This window comes from Samsonia erythrinae (assembly GCF_004342665.1).
GTDB classification, from domain to species: Bacteria; Pseudomonadota; Gammaproteobacteria; order Enterobacterales; family Enterobacteriaceae; genus Samsonia; species Samsonia erythrinae.
In genome coordinates this window covers 274,369-294,419 of record NZ_SMBY01000003.1, presented here as the reverse complement: position 1 = coordinate 294,419, position 20,051 = coordinate 274,369, and the positions used below count along the sequence as shown (strand labels likewise).

The window sequence follows — 20,051 nt, the reverse complement described above, 5'->3', positions numbered from 1 at the left end:
GAAGAGGTATTAAATGAAACGTGCAGTGATTACTGGTCTGGGGATCGTATCAAGCATTGGTAACAACCAGCAGGAAGTTCTGGCATCGTTGCGGGAAGGTCGCTCGGGCATTACTTTCTCTCAAGAGCTGAAAGATTCCGGCATGCGTAGTCACGTCTGGGGCAACGTCAAATTGGACACCACTGGCCTCATCGATCGTAAAGTTGTGCGTTTCATGGGAGATGCATCAATTTATGCTTACTTGTCTATGGAGCAGGCGATTCAGGATGCCAAACTGCCAGATGAGGTTTATCAGAACAATCCCCGCGTAGGCCTGATTGCCGGTTCCGGCGGCTCTGCGCGTTATCAGGTGTTTGGCGCTGACGCAATGCGCAGCCCGCGCGGCCTGAAAGCGGTCGGCCCTTACGTCGTGACCAAATCGATGGGCTCTGCGGTATCCGCCTGTCTGGCGACCCCGTTTAAAATTCACGGCGTGAACTACTCCATCAGCTCCGCCTGTGCGACCTCCGCACACTGCATCGGTAACGCGGTTGAACAAATCCAGATGGGTAAACAGGATATCGTGTTTGCCGGCGGTGCCGAAGAGCTCTGCTGGGAGCTGGCCTGTGAATTTGATGCCATGGGCGCGCTGTCAACCAAATACAATGAAACGCCGGAAAAAGCGTCCCGGACATATGATGCCGATCGCGATGGTTTCGTCATCGCCGGCGGCGGCGGTATGGTTGTCATCGAAGAATTGGAACACGCGCTGGCGCGCGGTGCGCATATCTACGCAGAGGTCGTTGGCTACGGTGCGACCTCTGACGGAGCGGATATGGTGGCGCCGTCGGGTGAAGGCGCTGTGCGTTGTATGAAGATGGCGATGGAAGGCGTGGACACGCCGATCGATTATCTGAACTCTCACGGTACCTCAACGCCGGTTGGCGATGTGAAGGAACTGGGCGCGATTCGTGAAGTCTTTGGCGATAACTCCCCGTCTATTTCCGCGACGAAAGCAATGACCGGGCACTCATTGGGCGCGGCGGGTGTTCAGGAAGCCATTTACTCACTGCTGATGCTGCAACACGGTTTTATCGCGCCAAGCATCAACGTGGAAACGCTGGATGAACAAGCGGCAGGTCTGAATATTGTGACGGAACCGACGGAACGTAAACTGACCACGGTGATGTCTAACAGCTTCGGCTTTGGTGGAACCAACGCGACGCTGGTGATGAGAAAATTCGATAAGTAATCGCGTTATCATTCGGATAAGCAAAACCCCGCAGGCGTCAGCCGCGGGGTTTTTTGTGGGCGATGGCGTGAGGGGCGAATAGACACTGGCGTTTAAATCAACACCCAGAGCAGAAACGCAGCCACGCAGGCGCAGACAATCACCAGAAACAGCGGCTTATGGAACAGGGATTGCCAACTGAGCGGCAGTGACGCAATTAAGGGGTTAAACAGCGGCGAGAGCGGTGATGATGTCGCCGCCCAGTCCGTTTCCTGCGCACGCTGAATACGCTGTGTGAACAGTAACGTTAGCAGATCGCTGACCTGTATCGGCGTCAGCGGGGTCTGTAAGCCGATATTGAAGCGGTTCTGCGCGTGCTCCATCAAAAACTGCTGTTCCTGCACGGTCATCGGGTGTTGCAATAGCATCTGCACGGGCGCGAGGTTTGGGGAAATCAGCCCGTTCTGTGCCGGCAGCGGCGGCGACGACAAATTCGCGTTCGGCGCGCTAGCCGTATTGGTTGTCTGTGGGGCTGAAGCTGTGCCTGCTGTTCCGGCATTTGCCGGCGCTCCTTGCGACGCGGACAAGGGCGCGCGCAGCGGTGTCTGCGTTTGTTGCAACTCAATCCGCGCGTGCAGGAATTGTGTGAGCAGCGGCAGATGTTTCAACGGGATGGCGTCGCCGGCGTTAAGATTCTGCATCATCATCAGGTTGCTCAACACGCGGGCAGGTTGTTCCCCGGTCATGGTTGCCAGGCGGGCGACGAGCTGATTCAGACCGCGCTGTTCTGCGGGAGAGAGCGGGCGTTCGGCGCTGGCGGACAGCGTGGATGGCGACGCTGTTGGCGACGAAATTAGGCCATTTTGCAGCCGGGTAACAACCTGCTCTAGCTGCGTTTTATTCAGCGCGCTTAGCGTGGTGCTACCGAACTGTTGCTGAATAAAATTGCTGACTGCCTGGCGATGGTTTCCCTGAGACAGCATCTCCGTCAGCCGCTGAAGCAACGCCTGACGCCCGCTGTTATCCTGCGCCTGCGTTAAACGCGTCTGAAGCATTTGCTCGGCAGGCTGGTAGTGGCGAGAGCGCAGTTCATTATTTTCTGCCAGCCCTAATCCCTGTTTTATCGTTGTCCAGACGTCCGTTGCCTTTGCGGTTGTCAGGGCGGCAACTTTGAGTACCAGATTGTCCAGCGTGGTACGCTGCGCCAGCGTCAGCGGCCTGTCGCCGTCGGTCGCTGCCGTCGAGTGGGTCGCCGATGACGTTGATGGCGTCGCCGTTCGTTCGCCGGGCAACGGGGCGCCGGGGCCACTTACAGGTTGCATATCAATTGTCCTCGCTGCCCTCATGGTGGAGGTAAATCATAGCAATCTGACGTGACGGCTGAAAGTCCATGCGTCGCTTAAAACGGGGCTAATCATGTGAGGCGCGCCCGAGTGGCGTGCGCAGACGCTGGGCGAGTATCACCCCCAATAACGTGACGCCGCCGCCAATCAGATGATAATGGTGCAGCGGTTCATGTAAAAAGCCGATCGCAATAATGGCGGTAAAGATAGGCGTCAGGTTCATCAAAATGGCGGTTTTACTGGCTCCCAGCCGCATAACTCCTTGAATCCACAAAAAAGGCGCAATGATTGAGGCCATGATGCCCGCGAAAATCACCAGCGGCAGATTCTGTTCGTTGAGCTCGATATTATCTGCGAACAAAAAGTTCGGCACGAGTAGTACCACGCCAAAGGCAATTTGCACATACAGCGAGACCCAGTTGGGCAACGGGATACTCCAGCGTTTGGTGAGTACGCCATAGAGCGCATAGGACAAGGCGGCGCAAAACATCATAAACTCGCCGGGGCCGATCCCCTGCGACAAAATCTGTTCAGGATGCCCGGCGCTGATCAGCCACACAATACCCGCCAGAGACAGCAGGCTGCCAAGCAGTACGCCCAGTGTCGGCGCCACGCGCAGCAGAGGGATGCTGAGCAGAACCGTGAGTAACGGCAGCAGCGACCCCATAATGCCCATCATTACGGCACTGATGGTATGCGCCGCGTAGTAGGCGAGGCTCTGATAAAGCACCATACCCAGCAGGCCTAGCACCAGCAGTTTCCCGGCGTGTTGACGGATTACCGCAGTATGAGGACGAAGACCGGGTAGAATGAACGGCGTCATCACGAGGAACGCCAACAGCCAGCGATAAAATGAGATGGCGGCGGGATCGATGACGGTAGCGGAGAGCTTGTTAACAATTACGTTAATCGACCAGATCAGAACCGCGATGATGGGAAACAGGGTATTCAACGTTGGCATTCCATGACAGACCCGGCGAAAAGGCACCCTTTGCCGGTCCGGACTCTTAAAGTCGGGCAAGGACGAATTGCCCACAACATAGCAGAGCATCGGGATGACTATCAACCCGGTCTGTTTTGACATGGTCGATCGTGACATCTTGCGGGAACGCTGTCGGGAAGCGGCCAGGGAAGAGATTGTGTCGTAATTGCCTTGGGCTTCTTTGTCATTCGGTGGCAAAATATCTCCCCTCTTTTTTTGCTGGCGACAGGTTACCGGAGACGTGATGAAGATACTGGTTGATGAAAATATGCCGTATGCCCGCGAGCTTTTCAGTCGTTTGGGCGAGGTGATACCCGTGCCGGGGCGTCCTTTGCCGCGTGAGCGGCTGGCCGGCGTAGATGCGCTGATGGTGCGTTCGGTCACGAAAGTGAACGCGGATCTGCTGTCGGGTTCGGCGGTCAAGTTTGTCGGTAGCGCGACGGCAGGCACTGACCATGTTGATGAAGCCTGGCTGAACGCCAACGGTATCGCATTTTCCGCTGCTCCCGGCTGTAATGCCATCGCCGTGGTGGAGTATGTCTTTTCTTCTTTATTGATGCTGGCCGAGCGTGATGGCTTCCGACTGCGTGATAAAACCGTAGGGATCGTCGGCGTGGGGAATGTTGGCAAACGTCTGGAGGCGCGTCTGAAAGCCTGGGGCGTTAAAACACTGTTGTGCGATCCACCGCGAGCCGATCGCGGTGACGCCGGTGATTTCCTGCCGCTGGAGACGCTGGTACGTGATGCCGACATTCTGACGCTGCATACGCCGCTGTCTTTCGACGGGCCGTACCGGACTCACCATTTGGTTGATGCCCGCATGCTGGATGCCTTTGCGGACGGACGCATTCTGATTAACGCCTGCCGCGGCCCGGTGGTGGACAATGCAGCGCTGCTTGACGCGCTGCAACGCGGGAAAAAACTCAGCGTCGTTCTGGATGTGTGGGAGCCTGAGCCCGCATTGTCAACCGACCTGCTGGCGCGAGTGGATATCGGCACGGCGCATATCGCCGGCTATACGCTGGAAGGGAAGGCACGTGGCACCACGCAGGTTTTTGAAGCCTGGAGCGAATTTATCGGAACGCCGCAGTCAGTGGCGCTTTCATCCCTTTTGCCTGCGCCCGAGTATGCCGACATAACATTGACCGCCCCGCTGGATGAGGCGTTGCTAAAACGTCTGGTGCATCTGGTGTATGATGTGCGCCGGGACGATGCGTTGTTGCGCCACGTTGCGCATCAGGAAGGCGAGTTCGATCGCCTGCGCAAACATTATCAGGAACGACGCGAGTGGTCATCACTCCATGTCATCTGTGCCGATGCTGACAGCGCAGATTGTCTGAACGCGCTGGGATTCACGGCGTCAGTGCGGGGCGCATCCTAACGGCGCGCCGCGCGAGCATGACTCTTTTTTTATTCATGAACTGACAGAGGGTGTCGCTATCGTCTGCCGGTTCGATTCATGATTGGTGTTTCATTCTAAATTTGGGAGAGAACCAAATGTCTGACGGCTGGAATATTGCTCTGCTGGGCGCAACGGGCGCAGTAGGCACGGCGTTACTGGAATTATTGCAGGAACGCGAATTCCCGGTGGGAGAACTGTATCCGCTGGCCAGCGAACGTAGCGCGGGTGAAACTCTTCGTTTTAACGGCAAATCCTGTCTGGTTACCGATGTGGCGGATTTTGACTGGTCACAGGCGCAACTGGCGTTTTTCGTAGCTGGTCAGGATGCCAGCGCCCGCTACGCAGAAGCCGCGGGGGATGCTGGCTGTCTGGTCATCGACAGCAGCGGTCTGTTTGCGCTGGAGCCGGATGTCCCGCTGGTGGTGCCGGGGGTGAATGCGCATACGCTGGCGGATTATCGTAACCGCAATATTGTCGCGGTGGCGGACAGCCTTACCAGCCAACTGCTGACGGCGATTAAACCGCTGACCGAGGCGGCAGGGCTTTCTCGCCTGCATGTCGTCAATATGCTGTCGGTTTCCGCCTTCGGCAAAGCCGCGGTAGACGATCTGGCCGGGCAAAGCGCCCGTTTGCTGAATGGCATTCCGCCTGAAGAAGGCGTTTTCCCGAAACAGCTGGCTTTCAATCTGTTGCCATTATTACCGGACGAGGCGGGAAGCGTGCGTGAAGAACGACGTCTGGTCGAGCAGGTGCGTAAGGTTTTACAGGACGATGGATTACCGATTTCCGTGACCTGCATTCAGTCCCCGGTGTTTTATGGTCACGCGCAGGTCGTGCATCTTGAATCACTGCGCCCGCTGTCTGCGGAAGAAGCGCGAGACGAGTTGCTCAATGCCGGGAATATTCAGGTAAGCGACGAGTACGATTACCCGACGCAGGTTGGCGATGCGTCCGGCAATGGGCAACTGAGCGTCGGCTGCCTGCGTAATGATTATGGTATTCCTGAACTGCTGCAATTCTGGTCGGTTGCCGATAACGCCCGCTTTGGCGGCGCGCTGATGGCGGTGGAAACGGCGGAGTGTCTGGTACGGGAGTATCTCGGGTAATGTCGCAAACCACTCGGGCGACGGCTGTTCAGGCCGACGCCGTTGCGGATAACGAACGCGCCCCGCTAAAAATCGCGCTGGGGATTGAGTACGATGGGAGTCAGTATTATGGCTGGCAGCGCCAGTCGGACGTTGCCAGCGTGCAGGCCTGTCTGGAAAAAGCGCTGAGCAAAGTCGCGGATGAACCGATAGAGGTGTTTTGCGCCGGGCGAACGGATGCTGGCGTTCACGGCACCGGGCAGGTTGTTCATTTCACGACGCACGCCGCCAGAAAAGATGCCGCTTGGACGATGGGCGTAAATGCGAATTTGCCGCGCGATATCGCCGTGCGTTGGGTTAAAGCGGTCGATGACGATTTTCACGCGCGGTTCAGCGCTACGGCACGTCGTTACCGCTATATTATCTACAATCACCGCTACCGATCCGCGGTATTGGCGCATGGCGTGACGCATTTTTATCACCCGCTGGATGAGGCGCGCATGGCGCGTGCTGGACAGTGTCTGCTGGGGGAAAATGATTTCACCTCGTTTCGGGCGGTGCAGTGTCAGTCGCGCACGCCGTGGCGTAATGTAAATCATTTAAAGGTTACGCGTCACGGTGACTATATCGTGGTAGATATTAAGGCTAATGCATTCGTTCATCATATGGTGCGCAACATCGTCGGCAGCCTGATGGAAGTCGGTTGCGGCAATCGCCCGGAGTCATGGATTGCCGAACTGCTGGCGGCGAAAGATCGTACGCTGGCGGCAGCGACTGCCCGCGCGGAAGGCTTGTATTTAGTGGCGGTGGATTACCCGGCGCGTTTTGCCTTGCCGCAGCCTGCGATGGGGCCGCTTTTTCTGGCGGACTAACGTTTGCTGATGGGGTCGGCTGGTTTTTTCGTGTCGCACGCTGCCGGATGGCCGCAGGCCAAAAAGCCGCGTGCGGTGCGTATTGGGACGATGCTGTTTAGCGTGCTATACGCAAGGCAACGCGGAAATCCCCGCTGCCTTGCGTATATCGACCGCGTGCGATCGATATACATTTTGGAGAGAAGACGTTGTGATGGAATTTATACAGTTTATTATTGATTTTATTCTGCACATTGACGTTCACCTAGCGGAACTGGTGGCGCAATATGGTGTCTGGGTTTATGCCATTTTGTTCCTGATCCTGTTTTGCGAGACGGGGCTGGTCGTGACGCCGTTTCTGCCGGGGGACTCACTGCTGTTTGTGGCCGGCGCGCTGGCGGCCCTGCCGTCGAATGACCTGAATGTGCATACCATGGTGTGCCTGATGATTATTGCCGCGATTGCCGGGGATGCGGTGAACTACACGATAGGGCGATTATTCGGTGAAAAACTGTTTAGCAATCCGGATTCCGTCATCTTTCGCCGCAGCTATCTGGATAAAACACATGCGTTTTATGCGCGTCATGGTGGAAAGACAATAATTCTGGCGCGCTTTGTCCCGATTGTGAGAACATTCGCGCCGTTTGTCGCCGGAATGGGACACATGAGCTATCGGCACTTTGCCGCTTACAACGTCATTGGCGCGCTGCTGTGGGTGGTATTGTTCACCTATGCCGGCTACCTGTTTGGCGATTTGCCGGTGGTGCAGGAAAATCTGAAATTACTGATTGTCGCGATTATTTTTCTCTCTATCCTACCGGGGATTATTGAGATTGCCCGTCATCGTCGTGCGGCCATACGTGGTAATGTGAAATAATCGACACATTTCAACCCCCGGTTTGACCAGTTTTTTATCCACAGTTCCGGGGCGTTATGGTTTAATGGACAGCATTTATGGTCTGTTCTCGGGAACACCCTTGCTGCCGAGGCCTTTGTGGCGCGATTGTCGTGCGTCCGGGGGATTTTCATTGGCAATGTTGTCAGGGTATAACATGAACAGCGGACTGGCATTTGCCAGGTTCAAGCAGAAAGGTTATCAATGAGCTGGATTGAACGAATTCTTAACAAGAGCAATATCACGCCGACCCGTAAAGCGAACATCCCTGAAGGGGTATGGACAAAATGTGATAGCTGCGGTCAGGTGCTTTATCGTGCGGAACTGGAGCGTAATCTGGAGGTTTGCCCGAAGTGCGATCACCATATGCGTCTTTCCGCACGCGCTCGTCTACAAGGGTTTCTGGATAAAGAAAGCACGGTTGAGTTAGGCAGTGAATTAGAACCGAAAGATGTTCTGAAATTCCGGGATTCCAAAAAATATAAAGATCGTCTGGTTTCTGCGCAGAAACAGTCCGATGAGAAAGACGCGCTGGTCGTGATGAAAGGGACGCTTTACGGCATGCCGGTTGTCGCGGCGTCGTTTGAGTTCTCTTTTATGGGCGGTTCGATGGCCTCCGTGGTTGGCGCCCGTTTTGTGCGCGCCGTTGAACAGGCTCTGGAAGATGGCTGTCCGCTGGTGTGTTTCTCCGCCAGCGGCGGCGCACGTATGCAGGAAGCGCTGATGTCGCTGATGCAAATGGCGAAAACCAGTGCGGCACTGGCAAAAATGCGCGAACGCGGCTTGCCATATATCTCTGTGTTGACTGACCCGACAATGGGCGGCGTTTCCGCGAGTCTGGCAATGCTGGGCGATCTGAATATTGCCGAGCCGAAAGCGCTGATCGGTTTTGCCGGTCCACGCGTTATCGAACAGACCGTGCGTGAAAAGCTGCCGCCGGGTTTCCAGCGCAGTGAATTCCTGATTGAGAAAGGGGCGATCGATATGATTGTGCGTCGTCCGGAAATGCGCTACAAGCTGGCCACCATTCTTGCCAAACTGACGAACCACCCAGAGCCCGGCAACGATGATGTGGACATCCGCAGCGATACGCCGTCTGAATCATCACAGGATGACGCATAATTGGCATGATGGGCAGAGCGTGCGGCACTCGTCTTATCAGAGCGCGCTCTGCGCACAATGAACTGTAAGTCAGTGAACGGGACGCATGAAGACTCTTCAAATACCTCAAGCCACGTCACCTTTGGTCACGTGGCTTCATTATCTTGAGCACCTGCACGCCCAGGCCATCGATTTAGGTCTGGAACGCGTTAAGCAGGTCGCCGATCGTCTGCAACTGTTACAGCCTGCCGGAACGGTTTTTACCGTCGCAGGCACCAACGGTAAAGGAACAACCTGCTGTACGCTGGAATCCATTCTGCTGGCTGCCGGGTTGCGGGTTGGTGTATACAGTTCTCCCCACCTCGTTCGTTATACCGAGCGTGTGCGTATTCAGGGCAAAGAATTGCCTGAAGCTCTGCATACACAGGCCTTTGCGGATATCGAATCCGGAAGAGGGGCGGTATCGCTCACCTATTTTGAATTCGGTACGCTGGCGGCATTGCAGCTCTTTAAACAGGCGAATCTGGATGTCGTCATTCTGGAGGTCGGGTTAGGGGGGCGTTTGGATGCCACCAATATTGTGGATACGGATGTCGCCGTGGTAACCAGTATTGCGCTTGACCATACCGACTGGCTTGGCAACGATCGGGACAGTATTGGGCGGGAAAAGGCTGGGATCTTCCGACACGGGAAGCCTGCTATCGTCGGTGAGCCGGATATGCCGGGAACGATTGCTGATGTCGCGGCTGAAAAAGGGGCGCTCCTGCGCCGTCGCGGTCGTGACTGGGAGTTTTCAGTACAGCGTGCGACCTGGAGTTGGCAGGACAAACAGCGTGAGCTATCGCGATTGCCATTGCCAAACGTACCGCTGCCGAATGCCGCCACCGCGCTGGCCGCAGTTTACAGCTCTTCACTCAATGTCTGCGAAGAGGCGATTCGGCAGGGGTTGCAGCGCGCCGCATTGCCCGGTCGTTTTCAGATTGTGCGCGAATCGCCGCTATTGATCCTTGACGTAGCGCATAATCCTCATGCCGCCGCCTATCTGGCGAACCGCCTGTCCGCTTTGCCCCGAACGGGAAAAGTGCGCGCCGTCGTCGGCATGCTGGCCGATAAAGACATTGCCGGTACGCTGGCTCACCTGACGCCGTTAGTTGATGAGTGGTATTGCGCGCCGCTTGAAGGGCCGCGTGGCGCGACGGCGCAGCAGCTTGCCGAATATCTGGCGCACAGCCAATCATTTCCCGATGTGGCCGCTGCCTGGCGACAGGCAATGTCCGAAGCCGCAGAGCAGGATATCGTGATTGTGTGTGGCTCTTTTCATACGGTAGCGCATGTGATGGAAGCGCTGGATGAGGAAAAAACGTATGGCGAGTAAATTTCAGAATCGCCTGGTGGGGACGGTTATTCTGGTCGCGTTGGGCGTCATCGTGTTACCCGGCTTGCTGGACGGCAAGAAAAAACATTACGAAGATGAGTTTGCGTCGATCCCCCTGATCCCAAAACCGGGCGACAGCAATGAGATGGATTCGCTGCCCGCGTTGACGCAGTCACTGCCAAATCAGCCGCCGGAAGGCGCGGAGTCGGTCATGCAGGGACGCCCGGAAGCTGAAGCGCCCGCGGTCAGTATGCCGACCACTCCCGCTTCTCCCCCTGCGGAGCAGGCCCCCGCCTTGACGGTACCGCCCGTGGTGGTTGAACACCCGCCTGTTCAGACGCCAACGCCGGTTGCGCCGAAGCCTCAGCCAAAACCTGAGGTGAAGCCGAAACCTGAACCGAAACCGGCAGTGAAGCCTGAACCCCAGCCGACGCAACAGGCGCCTGCCGGGCAAGCCTACATTGTGCAGTTGGGGGCGCTGAAAAATGCGGATAAGGTCAATGAGATTGTCGCCAAACTCCGCCTCTCTGGCTACCGGGCCTATACCGTGCCGTCAACGCCGGTTCCGGGGGAAATTACCCGTATTTATGTGGGGCCGGATGCCTCGAAGCAGAAACTGGAGTCTTCGCTGGGGGAATTGAAACAGCTCAGTGGGCTCAGCGGACAGATACGGGCGCATTCGGTTCGCTAGGGGCGAGGATATCAGCGTGTCCGATTTTGTGTTACCTGAACAAACAGGATGAGGCTGAGGGGACGAAACGCACAGCGGTTGCGTCCCCTCAGGCCCGCTCTGGAAGGCCGTTCGTTAATCGCATCAGGCACATGTGCCGAAGATGTTTTCGCCCGATCGTCTATTGATCGCATCGGCGGAAATACGCTACGCAAACGTTTTCTTTTTCTGTTAGAATGCGCCGCGAACAGGACGGCGTAGCGACTATTGATAGCATCGTTCATTATTAGGATCGTTCATGGTTTGGGTTGATTACGTCATTATTGGCATCATCGGGTTTTCGGCTCTGGTTAGCTTAATCCGGGGATTTGTTCGTGAAGCGCTGTCGTTAGTAACCTGGGGATGTGCCTTTTTTATTGCCAGCCATTACTACGCCTACCTTGCGGTATATTTCACCCGTTTTGATGATGAACTGGTACGCAACGGCATCGCGATCGCCATTCTGTTTATTGCCACGCTGATTGTGGGGGCTATCGTCAACTACGCGATAGGCTCGTTGGTTGAGCGGACCGGATTATCCGGCACCGACCGTGTTTTGGGCATCTGTTTTGGTGCGCTGCGCGGTGTGCTGATCGTTTCCGCGCTGCTCTTCTTTCTGGATACCTTTACCGGTTTTTCGCAGAGCGATGACTGGAAGCAGTCCCAGTTAATCCCGCAGTTCAGTTACATTATCAGGTGGTTTTTTGACTACCTGCAAAGCACGTCAAGTTTCTTGCCGCAGCATTTGCCGCTGCGGTAGCGCTGATGAGGAAAAGACACCATGTGCGGTATTGTCGGTATCGCCGGTTTTACACCGGTCAACCAGTCGATTTATGACGCGTTAACGGTGTTGCAACACCGTGGGCAGGATGCTGCGGGGATTGTTACCATTGATGCTCTGAATTGTTTTCGCCTGCGTAAAGCCAACGGTCTGGTCAAAGATGTGTTTGAAGCCAGACACATGCAGCGCCTACAGGGAAACATGGGGATTGGTCACGTGCGTTATCCGACGGCGGGCAGTTCCAGCGCATCGGAAGCACAGCCTTTCTATGTCAACTCTCCGTTCGGTATCACGCTGGCCCACAATGGAAACCTGACTAACGCGCACGAACTGCGTAAAAAGCTGTTCGAGCAGGAGCGTCGTCACGTTAACACCACGTCCGATTCTGAAATTCTGTTGAATATCTTCGCCAGAGAGCTGGATCGTTTTCAGCATTACCCGCTGGAAGCTGATAACATTTTTGCGGCCGTTTCCGCGACGCATCAGCAAATCCGTGGGGCTTATGCCTGTGTGGCGATGATTATCGGTCATGGTATGGTGGCATTCCGCGATCCTAACGGAATTCGTCCTCTGGTGATTGGCAAGCGCGATCTGGACGATGGCCGCAGCGAATACATGGTCGCGTCGGAAAGCGTGGCACTGGATACGTTAGGCTTTGAATTCTTGCGCGATGTGGCGCCCGGAGAGGCGATCTACATTACCGAGAAAGGGCAGTTGTTTACCCGCCAGTGCGCGGAAAATCCAAAGAGCAACCCGTGTCTGTTTGAGTATGTCTACTTTGCTCGTCCGGATTCTTTCATTGATAAAATCTCGGTGTACAGCGCTCGCGTTCGTATGGGACAGAAGCTTGGCGAAAAGATTGCGCGTCAGTGGGAAGATCTTGAGATTGATGTGGTTATCCCGATCCCGGAAACGTCTTGTGATATCGCGCTGGAAATTGCGCGTATTATCGACAAGCCGTACCGTCAGGGGTTCGTGAAAAACCGCTACGTGGGACGGACCTTCATCATGCCGGGTCAGCAGGCGCGTCGTAAGTCCGTGCGGCGTAAGCTGAATGCTAATCGCGCCGAATTTCGTGACAAAAATGTACTGCTGGTGGACGATTCCATCGTGCGCGGTACGACATCAGAGCAGATCGTTGAAATGGCGCGAGAAGCGGGTGCCAAACGCGTTTATCTGGCCTCGGCCGCACCGGAAATTCGTTTCCCTAATGTGTATGGCATTGATATGCCGAGCGTTAACGAATTGATTGCCCACGGTCGCGAAGTGGATGAAATCTGTAAGATAATTGGTGCCGACGCGCTGATTTTCCAGGATCTGGACGATCTCATCGACGCTGCGCGGGAAGATAATCCGGACATTGTTCAGTTTGAATGTTCGGTTTTCAACGGCATTTACGTGACTAAAGATGTCGATCAAGGCTATCTGGATTACCTGGAAATGCTGCGCAATGACGATGCTAAGGCATTACGCAGCCAGAATGAGGTTGAAGATCTGGAACTGCATAACGAAGGCTAACGACTGACTTCAGGGCGGGGCCGATCTAAGGGGGAAGACGCGAAAGCGTCTTCCCTTTTTGTTTTGTGTGCTTCTCCTTGCTTATCAGGGATCGATACGGCAAAGTCTGCACACATGATTTTCCCGCGTCTCACTTTGCGCGACCAGTCAGAGGGCAAACGAATGAAGCGACTCATTGTAGGGATTTCCGGTGCCAGCGGCGTTATTTACGGCATTCGGTTGCTACAGGTTTTACAGACAGTGGAAGGCATTGAGACGCATCTGATCATGAGTCAGGCCGCACGTCAGACGCTGGCGCTGGAAACGGATTTTAGCCTGCGTGATGTGCAGGCGTTAGCCAGCGTGGTGTACGACACGCGCGATATTGCCGCCAGCGTCTCTTCAGGCTCGTTTAAAACGGCGGGGATGGTTATTTTGCCCTGTTCGATAAAAACCCTTTCTGGGATTGTGCACAGTTATAGCGACAATCTCCTGACGCGCGCAGCGGATGTCATATTGAAAGAGCGCCGTCCTCTGGTGCTGGCCGTGCGTGAAACACCTTTACACTTAGGCCATTTGCGTTTGATGACCAGCGCGGTGGAACTGGGTGCGATCATTATGCCACCGGTGCCGGCATTTTATCATCGCCCGGAAAGCGTGCAGGATGTCGTGGATCAGACGGTGAACCGAATTCTGGACCAGTTCGATATCGCCCTGCCGACGGATCTCTTTACGCGGTGGCAGGGCGCATCATAGCAGACGGATGCGGCATCCCATCAGGATGGTTTCTACGCGGTGAAGAGACTGCGGTTGTCTGAAACGGACAGCCGTCAGCCGGCTTTTTTTGTCACGTCCTGTAGTGCCTCTTCCAATTCATAGAAGCGAAAGCCAAAGCCGGCGGCTTCCAGCCGTTGCGGAATGGCGCGCTGCCCGCCCAAAACCAGCGTTGCCGCTTCTCCCATAAGGAGTTTGATCGCGAAAGCCGGCGCACGCAGGAAACCGGGACGATCCAACACATGTGCCAGCATGGCGGAAAACTGTTCATTATGAACCGGATAGGGCGAAACCATATTGAAGGGCCCGTTAAGCGTTGGCTGATCCAACAGGTAAATAATGCCGTTGACCATGTCATCAATATGGATCCAGGGCATATATTGTTTACCGGAGCCCATCGGCCCGCCGAGGCCAAGGCGAAAGAGCGGCAGCATTTTTGCCAACGCGCCGCCTTGTGCCGACAGGACAATGCCGGTACGCAGCAGGCAGACGCGGGTTTGATCGCTTTCGGCAGACTGCGCCAGCGCTTCCCAACGGGCGCACAGGCGGTGTGTAAATTCATCAACAGCAGATTCATCTTCTGTGACCAGCGCTTCCCCCTGATCGCCATAGTACCCGACAGCGGAGCCTGAAATAAAAACGGTGGGCGGTTCGCTGCTGGCGGTAATAAGCTTCGCCAGCTGTTCGGTGACAGCCCAACGGCTTTGCGTCAGGCGCTGTTTTTGCCGGGGTGTCCAGCGTTTGTCGGCTATGGGTTCACCGGCGAGATTGATGACGCCGTCAAAATCATTCAGCGAAGTTACATTGTCCAACGTCGACCAATATTCCACCTGATTGCCGAGAATACCGCGGGCACGTTCAGGATCGCGAGTCAGCACCGTGATGCGATGGGAAAGCAATTGTAAACGCGAGATAAGATGGCGTCCAATAAGGCCGGTTCCACCTGTAATGAGTAATTGCATCGCTGGCCCCTTTTGTTATCGTTATGCCTTGTGATAACGCATGGTCATTGAAACCGAATCGGCGTATCGCAACGCAAAGGGTTTATCCACTTCTACTTCAGCATAGGTGATCCAGTCGTGATTGCTGGCGATATTGAGCACATCCTGCGTTAATTTTTCCAGCAGAGCGAAGCGGTTATTTTCCACGTGGCGAATGATATTTTTGGTGATGGTGCGATAGTTCAGCGCGTCATCAATGTTCTCGCTGTTGCGCGCCTGTTCTGCCGGGTAGTGAATGGTGACGTTGATGATCACATCCTGCTTATTGGCGATTTCCTCATCTTTGATGCCGATGAAGGTACGCAACCGCAAATTTTTGATGCGGATAATCGCGTCAGAATGGTGTTGTGACATTGCTCGGTCCTCGGGGGCTTCTTTTCCCGTTGCCGCCAATAAAGCACGGCACCAGTGAGTTGGGTAACAGATATCGGCGTGTTGGTAACAATATCATTAACAACAGGATAGTGATTACCATAGCAGAAGATGCCCAAAGACCGAACGGGTACTGGCGTATATTGTTATTGCTCCGCTAATTCATAGGCGCGCTGCGTCGCCGGGCGTTCGCTGATGCGCTTATACCACGCTTTTACCGCTGGGTAATCATCAAGGTCAATGCGTTGACGAGCGTAAGGAACAACCCAAGGGTAAGTGGCAATATCGGCGATGCTGTAGTGTTCGCCAGCCAGCCAGGGGTGATTTTTCAGATGGCTATCCAGCACGCGGTACAGGCGCAGAGCCTCTTGCTGGTAGCGTTCAATGGCGTAAGGCACCGGCTGCGGCGCGTAATGGTTAAAATGGTGGTTTTGCCCCAACATCGGACCAAAGTTGGCGACTTGCCAGAAAAGCCACTGTAGGGTAGCGGTGCGTTCGCGTAATTCTGAACTTAACAGAACGCGATGTTTTTCCGCCAGATACAGCAAAATTGCTCCGGATTCAAACAGACTAACGGGGGCGCCGCCGTCTGCCGGCTGATGATCGACAATGGCGGGTATCTTATTGTTTGGCGAGATAGCTAAAAACGCCGGCTTGAACTGCTCGCCTTTGCTGATATTCACGTGGTGGAGTTGGTAAGGAAGGCCTGCTTCTTCCAGAAACAGGGTAATCTTATGCCCGTTAGGCGTCGGTGCATAATATAGATCGATCATGAATCGAGTCTCCTTTTTACTTCAGCAAAACATCATGGGGCGTATGGAAACCGATCGCCACAGCGGCCAATCGGCTGTCAGGATAAGGAGGTATCATGTTGTTAATCTTATCACTCCTTCGTTTAAAAAATAAGCGACAGCGCACGGTGATGTGATGTTTGCCGGAAGTGAGCGGCCAACTTTGATAGACTACCTGCAACAACACGGCGATCGTTTTTGGGTATGAGAATGGTAGGGAAGAACGATGAAATTACTGTTTGCGTCCGACATACATGGTTCTCTCAGCGCAACGGAACGGGTGCTGAACATCTTCGAGCAGAAACAGGCCGACTGGCTTATTTTATTGGGTGATTTTCTCAATCATGGCCCGCGCAATCCGCTACCCGACGCATACCAGCCAGCGGAAGTCGCTACCCGGCTGAACGCGTATGCATCGCGCATCGTTGCCGTCCGCGGGAATTGCGACAGCGAGGTTGACCAGATGCTGCTCACTTTTCCGGTTATGGCGCCGTGGCAACAGGTCCTGTTACCGCAAAATCGCCTTTTTCTGACGCATGGGCATCTCTATCACCCCGACCATCTGCCGCCGCTACACACGGGGGATGTGCTGGTGTATGGCCATACCCACCTCCCGTTTGCCGAGCGACGTGGTGAACACTACTTGTTTAACCCCGGTTCAGTCAGCTTGCCAAAAGGTGGATATCCGGCGAGCTACGGTCTGCTCGAACAAGACGAACTGCGGGTTCTGCCACTGCATGGCGGCGAGCCTATTGCACAGGTCACGATTAGGCACTAATTTAGCGTATGTCCTGTTTTTGAACTTTTCCAGCCAGTGGCGGGGAAGGGTTACAGCAACATTCAATTATGTAAAACAGACGCGCGTAGCAACGCGCCAATACTAAAGGGTTTCAGAGGATGGCGGAACAAAGTCAGGCGGCAGGTACAGAGTGGGTTGATATCGTCAATGAAAACAACGAGGTAATCGCCCAGTCAAGTCGTCAGCAGATGCGTGCGCAAAATCTTCGTCATCGTGCGACTTACATTGTTGTACATGATGGCATGGGCAAAATTCTGGTGCAGCGTCGGACGAAAAATAAAGACTTCTATCCGGGCTGGCTTGACGCGACGGCGGGCGGGGTTGTGCAAAGCGGTGAGCACATGCTGGAATCTGCGCGTCGTGAGGCGGAGGAGGAACTTGGTATTGCCGACGTCCCCTTTGCAGAGCATGGCCAGTTCTATTTTGAAGGCGAAAACTGTCGCGTGTGGGGGGCGTTGTTTAGCTGTGTTACCCACGGGCCCTTCGCTTTGCAGGAAGAAGAGGTTGATGAAGTCAGTTGGCTGACACCGCAGGAGATTACCGCCCGGTGCGATGAGTTTACGCCGGATTCACTCAAAGCGCTGTCACTGTGGCTGACGCGCTATAGCGATCGGGAATATGGCAAGCCGATTTTACGCCAGCAGGACGAGGAGGCTGAATTACCCGCCGAGCCCGATCGCGCGGAGAACGGCAATAATGACGCGCCATCAGAAACGGACTCACTGAAATAACCTGTTAACGTCTTCTCGCCGCTGCTGTTCTTCGCAGCGGCGTCATCTGCCGAAAATTCAGTTCCAGTCTCCATTACCGTCATCAGCCAACGCGTCTCTGCTTTTTGCGTCATTTCTGGGTAGACAGAAACAAAAATGCCAGCACAAGGCTGGCATAAAGACAGCGTTACCCGCTCGGGCAACGTGAGTCAGGCTATCAATTAGATCTGGGTCGCCTGAATCGCGGTTAAAGCGACGGTATAAACGATATCATCGACCAGCGCCCCGCGGGATAGGTCGTTAACCGGTTTGCGCATGCCTTGCAGCATTGGCCCGATGGAGATCAGGTCAGCAGAGCGTTGCACCGCTTTGTATGTGGTGTTACCGGTGTTCAGATCCGGGAAGATGAACACGGTTGCTTTACCGGCGACCGGAGAATTTGGCGCTTTGGACTGTGCGACATCGGCCATGATCGCGGCGTCATATTGCAATGGACCATCGATGACCAGATCGGGCCGTTTTTCCTGTGCCAGACGAGTTGCTTCACGCACTTTCTCAACATCGCTACCCGCACCGGAGTTACCGGTAGAGTAGGAGATCATTGCAACACGCGGGTCGATACCGAAGGCCGCCGCGGAGTCGGCGGACTGGATAGCGATCTCGGCCAGCTGTTCTGCGGTCGGATCCGGGTTGATGGCGCAATCGCCGTAAACCAGAACCTGCTCAGGCAGCAGCATGAAAAACACAGACGATACCAGCGAACTGCCCGGCGCGGTTTTGATCAGCTGTAGCGGTGGGCGGATGGTATTGGCTGTGGTGTGAACCGCGCCGGAAACCAGACCGTCAACTTCGCCCTGTTCCAGCATCAGCGTACCCAGAACCACGTTGTCTTCCAACTGTTCGCGCGCAACCACTTCGGTCATGCCTTTATTCTTACGCAGCTCAACCAGACGAGAGACATAGTTTTCACGCACGGCGACGGGATCAACGATTTCAATGCCTTTGCCCAGTTCTACGCCCTGAGCGGCTGCCACACGCTGGATCTCTTCCGGGTTGCCGATGAGTACACAGTGTGCAATGCCACGTTCGGCACAGATTGCTGCTGCTTTAACGGTACGTGGTTCATCGCCTTCCGGCAGAACGATACGCTTGCCTGCTTTACGCGCCAGTTCAGTCAACTGATAACGGAACGCTGGCGGAGACAGGCGGCGAGAACGTTCAGACGCGGCGCTCAGGGAATCGATCCACTGGGTGTCGATGTGGCGGGCGACATACTCTTGTACTTTCTCTACGCGCTGACGGTCATCCGCCGGCACTTCAAGATTGAAGCTTTGCAGGCTGAGTGAGGTTTGCCAGGTGTTAGTTTTGACCATGAATACCGGCAGACCGGTCTGGAATGCGCGCTCGCACAGTTTGGCGATGCTCGGATCCATTTCGTAACCGCCAGTCAGCAGCAGGGCGCCGATTTCCACGCCATTCATGGCGGCCAGACAGGCGGCAACCAGCACATCCGGACGGTCAGCGGAGGTCACCAGCAGTGAACCCGGACGGAAATGTTCCAACATATGGGGAATGCTGCGTGCGCAGAACGTTACCGATTTAACGCGACGCGTTTGAATATCACCTTCGTTGATGATGCGAGCATTCAGGTGATTCGCCATATCGATTGCGCGCGTCGCGATCAGATCAAAGCTCCATGGAATGCAGCCCAGCACCGGCAGCGGGCTGTTGGCGAACAGCTGCTTCGGATCGACGTTGGCAACGCTGGCTTTCGTGGAGTCATCAAAGATTTCAGACAGGTCAGGGCGAGTACGACCCTGTTCGTCTACCGGTGCATTCAGTTTGTTGATAATGACGCCAGTAATGTTTTTGTTTTTGCTGCCGCCGAAGCTGGAGCGAGCCAGTTCGATACGATCTTTCAACTGTGCCGGCGAGTCATTACCCAGCGCCAGTACGAAAACGATTTCCGCATTCAGCGTCTTGGCAATCTCATAGTTCAATGCGTTAGCGAACTGATGTTTGCGCGTGGGAACCAGACCTTCAACCAGAACGACTTCGGCATCCTTGGTGTTTTCATGGTAGCGGGCAATGATCTCTTCCATCAGCACGTCCTGCTGATTAGAGCTCAGCAGGGCCTCTACGTGGCTCATTGCCAGCGGTTCAGCGGCATTGATGGCGGAGTTGGCTCGAATGATGGTGGTCGTCTGGTCTGGCGTGTTGTCGCCACTGCGCGGCTGAGCGATAGGTTTGAACACACTCAGATGGACGCCTTTCTGTTCCATGGAACGGATGACACCCAGGCTGACGCTTGTCAGACCAACGCTGGTGCCAGTTGGGATCAACATGATTATACGGGACACGGCTGAACCTCTT

At 55.1% G+C, this 20,051-nt stretch carries 19 protein-coding genes; 13 read left to right on the top strand and 6 right to left on the bottom strand.

The window, feature by feature from the left end; all coding sequences use genetic code 11:
* Positions 1 to 13 precede the first annotated feature (13 nt).
* Positions 14 to 1,231 carry a beta-ketoacyl-ACP synthase I gene (fabB, locus tag EDC54_RS08000; protein ID WP_132454948.1) on the top strand — a complete coding sequence of 406 codons (1,218 nt, stop codon included), beginning with the start codon at positions 14 to 16 and terminating at the stop codon, positions 1,229 to 1,231.
* 92 nt (positions 1,232 to 1,323) lie between these two features.
* Here fabB and flk read toward each other — a convergent pair whose 3' ends face one another.
* Both flk and EDC54_RS07990 read right to left on the bottom strand, forming a co-directional pair.
* Positions 1,324 to 2,532 carry a flagella biosynthesis regulator Flk gene (gene flk / locus EDC54_RS07995; RefSeq protein WP_132454946.1) on the bottom strand — a complete coding sequence of 403 codons (1,209 nt, stop codon included), beginning with the start codon at positions 2,530 to 2,532 and terminating at the stop codon, positions 1,324 to 1,326.
* 88 nt (positions 2,533 to 2,620) lie between these two features.
* Complete coding sequence (locus EDC54_RS07990) at positions 2,621 to 3,505, bottom strand: DMT family transporter (RefSeq protein ID WP_230514493.1); 885 nt, start codon at positions 3,503 to 3,505, stop codon at positions 2,621 to 2,623.
* A gap of 274 nt (positions 3,506 to 3,779) precedes the next feature.
* On the opposite strand from EDC54_RS07990, the gene pdxB reads away from it, so the two are divergent.
* The 10 genes from pdxB to EDC54_RS07935 all read left to right on the top strand — a co-directional run bounded on the left by pdxB (position 3,780) and on the right by EDC54_RS07935 (position 13,987).
* Positions 3,780 to 4,916, top strand: a complete 1,137-nt coding sequence (gene pdxB, locus EDC54_RS07985) for a 4-phosphoerythronate dehydrogenase PdxB (RefSeq protein ID WP_132454944.1) — start codon at positions 3,780 to 3,782, stop codon at positions 4,914 to 4,916.
* Between the two features lie 116 nt (positions 4,917 to 5,032).
* Positions 5,033 to 6,043, top strand: a complete 1,011-nt coding sequence (locus EDC54_RS07980) for an aspartate-semialdehyde dehydrogenase (RefSeq protein WP_132454942.1) — start codon at positions 5,033 to 5,035, stop codon at positions 6,041 to 6,043.
* On the top strand, positions 6,043 to 6,894 hold the full coding sequence (truA, locus tag EDC54_RS07975) for a tRNA pseudouridine(38-40) synthase TruA (protein WP_132454940.1): 852 nt from the start codon (positions 6,043 to 6,045) through the stop codon (positions 6,892 to 6,894). Before EDC54_RS07980 ends, truA begins: the two co-directional genes overlap by 1 nt.
* Positions 6,895 to 7,087: 193 nt before the next feature.
* A complete protein-coding gene (locus tag EDC54_RS07970) occupies positions 7,088 to 7,750 on the top strand; it encodes a DedA family protein (RefSeq protein ID WP_132454938.1) in 663 nt (220 codons plus the stop codon).
* Positions 7,751 to 7,972: 222 nt separating this feature from the next.
* The gene (accD, locus tag EDC54_RS07960; RefSeq protein ID WP_132454936.1) at positions 7,973 to 8,890 is read left to right on the top strand and encodes an acetyl-CoA carboxylase, carboxyltransferase subunit beta; all 918 of its coding nucleotides are present in this window, start codon (positions 7,973 to 7,975) and stop codon (positions 8,888 to 8,890) included.
* Positions 8,891 to 8,975: 85 nt separating this feature from the next.
* Positions 8,976 to 10,244, top strand: coding sequence for a bifunctional tetrahydrofolate synthase/dihydrofolate synthase (folC, locus tag EDC54_RS07955; protein WP_132454934.1), 1,269 nt, complete (start codon positions 8,976 to 8,978; stop codon positions 10,242 to 10,244).
* Complete coding sequence (gene dedD / locus EDC54_RS07950) at positions 10,234 to 10,935, top strand: cell division protein DedD (RefSeq protein ID WP_132454932.1); 702 nt, start codon at positions 10,234 to 10,236, stop codon at positions 10,933 to 10,935. The genes folC and dedD overlap by 11 nt, the downstream gene beginning before the upstream one ends.
* Positions 10,936 to 11,212: 277 nt before the next feature.
* Positions 11,213 to 11,713, top strand: a complete 501-nt coding sequence (cvpA, locus tag EDC54_RS07945) for a colicin V production protein (RefSeq protein WP_132454930.1) — start codon at positions 11,213 to 11,215, stop codon at positions 11,711 to 11,713.
* A 21-nt stretch (positions 11,714 to 11,734) separates the two neighbouring features.
* Positions 11,735 to 13,252, top strand: a complete 1,518-nt coding sequence (purF, locus tag EDC54_RS07940) for an amidophosphoribosyltransferase (RefSeq protein WP_132454928.1) — start codon at positions 11,735 to 11,737, stop codon at positions 13,250 to 13,252.
* 162 nt (positions 13,253 to 13,414) lie between these two features.
* Positions 13,415 to 13,987 (top strand): UbiX family flavin prenyltransferase, encoded by a 573-nt coding sequence (locus EDC54_RS07935; protein WP_132454926.1) that lies wholly within the window; start codon positions 13,415 to 13,417, stop codon positions 13,985 to 13,987.
* 74 nt (positions 13,988 to 14,061) lie between these two features.
* Here the strand turns inward: EDC54_RS07935 and EDC54_RS07930 are convergent, their stop codons facing one another.
* The 3 genes from EDC54_RS07930 to yfcG all read right to left on the bottom strand — a co-directional run bounded on the left by EDC54_RS07930 (position 14,062) and on the right by yfcG (position 16,151).
* Positions 14,062 to 14,967 (bottom strand): TIGR01777 family oxidoreductase, encoded by a 906-nt coding sequence (locus tag EDC54_RS07930; protein ID WP_132454924.1) that lies wholly within the window; start codon positions 14,965 to 14,967, stop codon positions 14,062 to 14,064.
* Between the two features lie 21 nt (positions 14,968 to 14,988).
* Positions 14,989 to 15,360, bottom strand: coding sequence for a dihydroneopterin triphosphate 2'-epimerase (gene folX, locus EDC54_RS07925; protein WP_132454922.1), 372 nt, complete (start codon positions 15,358 to 15,360; stop codon positions 14,989 to 14,991).
* Positions 15,361 to 15,524: 164 nt separating this feature from the next.
* Positions 15,525 to 16,151: a GSH-dependent disulfide bond oxidoreductase gene (gene yfcG / locus EDC54_RS07920; protein ID WP_132454921.1), complete on the bottom strand. Its 627-nt coding sequence runs from the start codon at positions 16,149 to 16,151 to the stop codon at positions 15,525 to 15,527.
* A gap of 244 nt (positions 16,152 to 16,395) precedes the next feature.
* Here yfcG and yfcE point away from each other — a divergent pair, with 244 nt between their 5' ends.
* The gene (yfcE, locus tag EDC54_RS07915; RefSeq protein WP_132454919.1) at positions 16,396 to 16,947 is read left to right on the top strand and encodes a phosphodiesterase; all 552 of its coding nucleotides are present in this window, start codon (positions 16,396 to 16,398) and stop codon (positions 16,945 to 16,947) included.
* Between the two features lie 119 nt (positions 16,948 to 17,066).
* Entirely contained in the window at positions 17,067 to 17,699 is a 633-nt protein-coding gene (gene yfcD / locus EDC54_RS07910) for an NUDIX hydrolase YfcD (protein ID WP_132454917.1), read from the top strand.
* A 200-nt stretch (positions 17,700 to 17,899) separates the two neighbouring features.
* On the opposite strand, the gene pta is transcribed toward yfcD, so the two are convergent.
* Positions 17,900 to 20,038, bottom strand: a complete 2,139-nt coding sequence (pta, locus tag EDC54_RS07905; protein WP_132454915.1) for a phosphate acetyltransferase — start codon at positions 20,036 to 20,038, stop codon at positions 17,900 to 17,902.
* Positions 20,039 to 20,051: the final 13 nt, after the last annotated feature.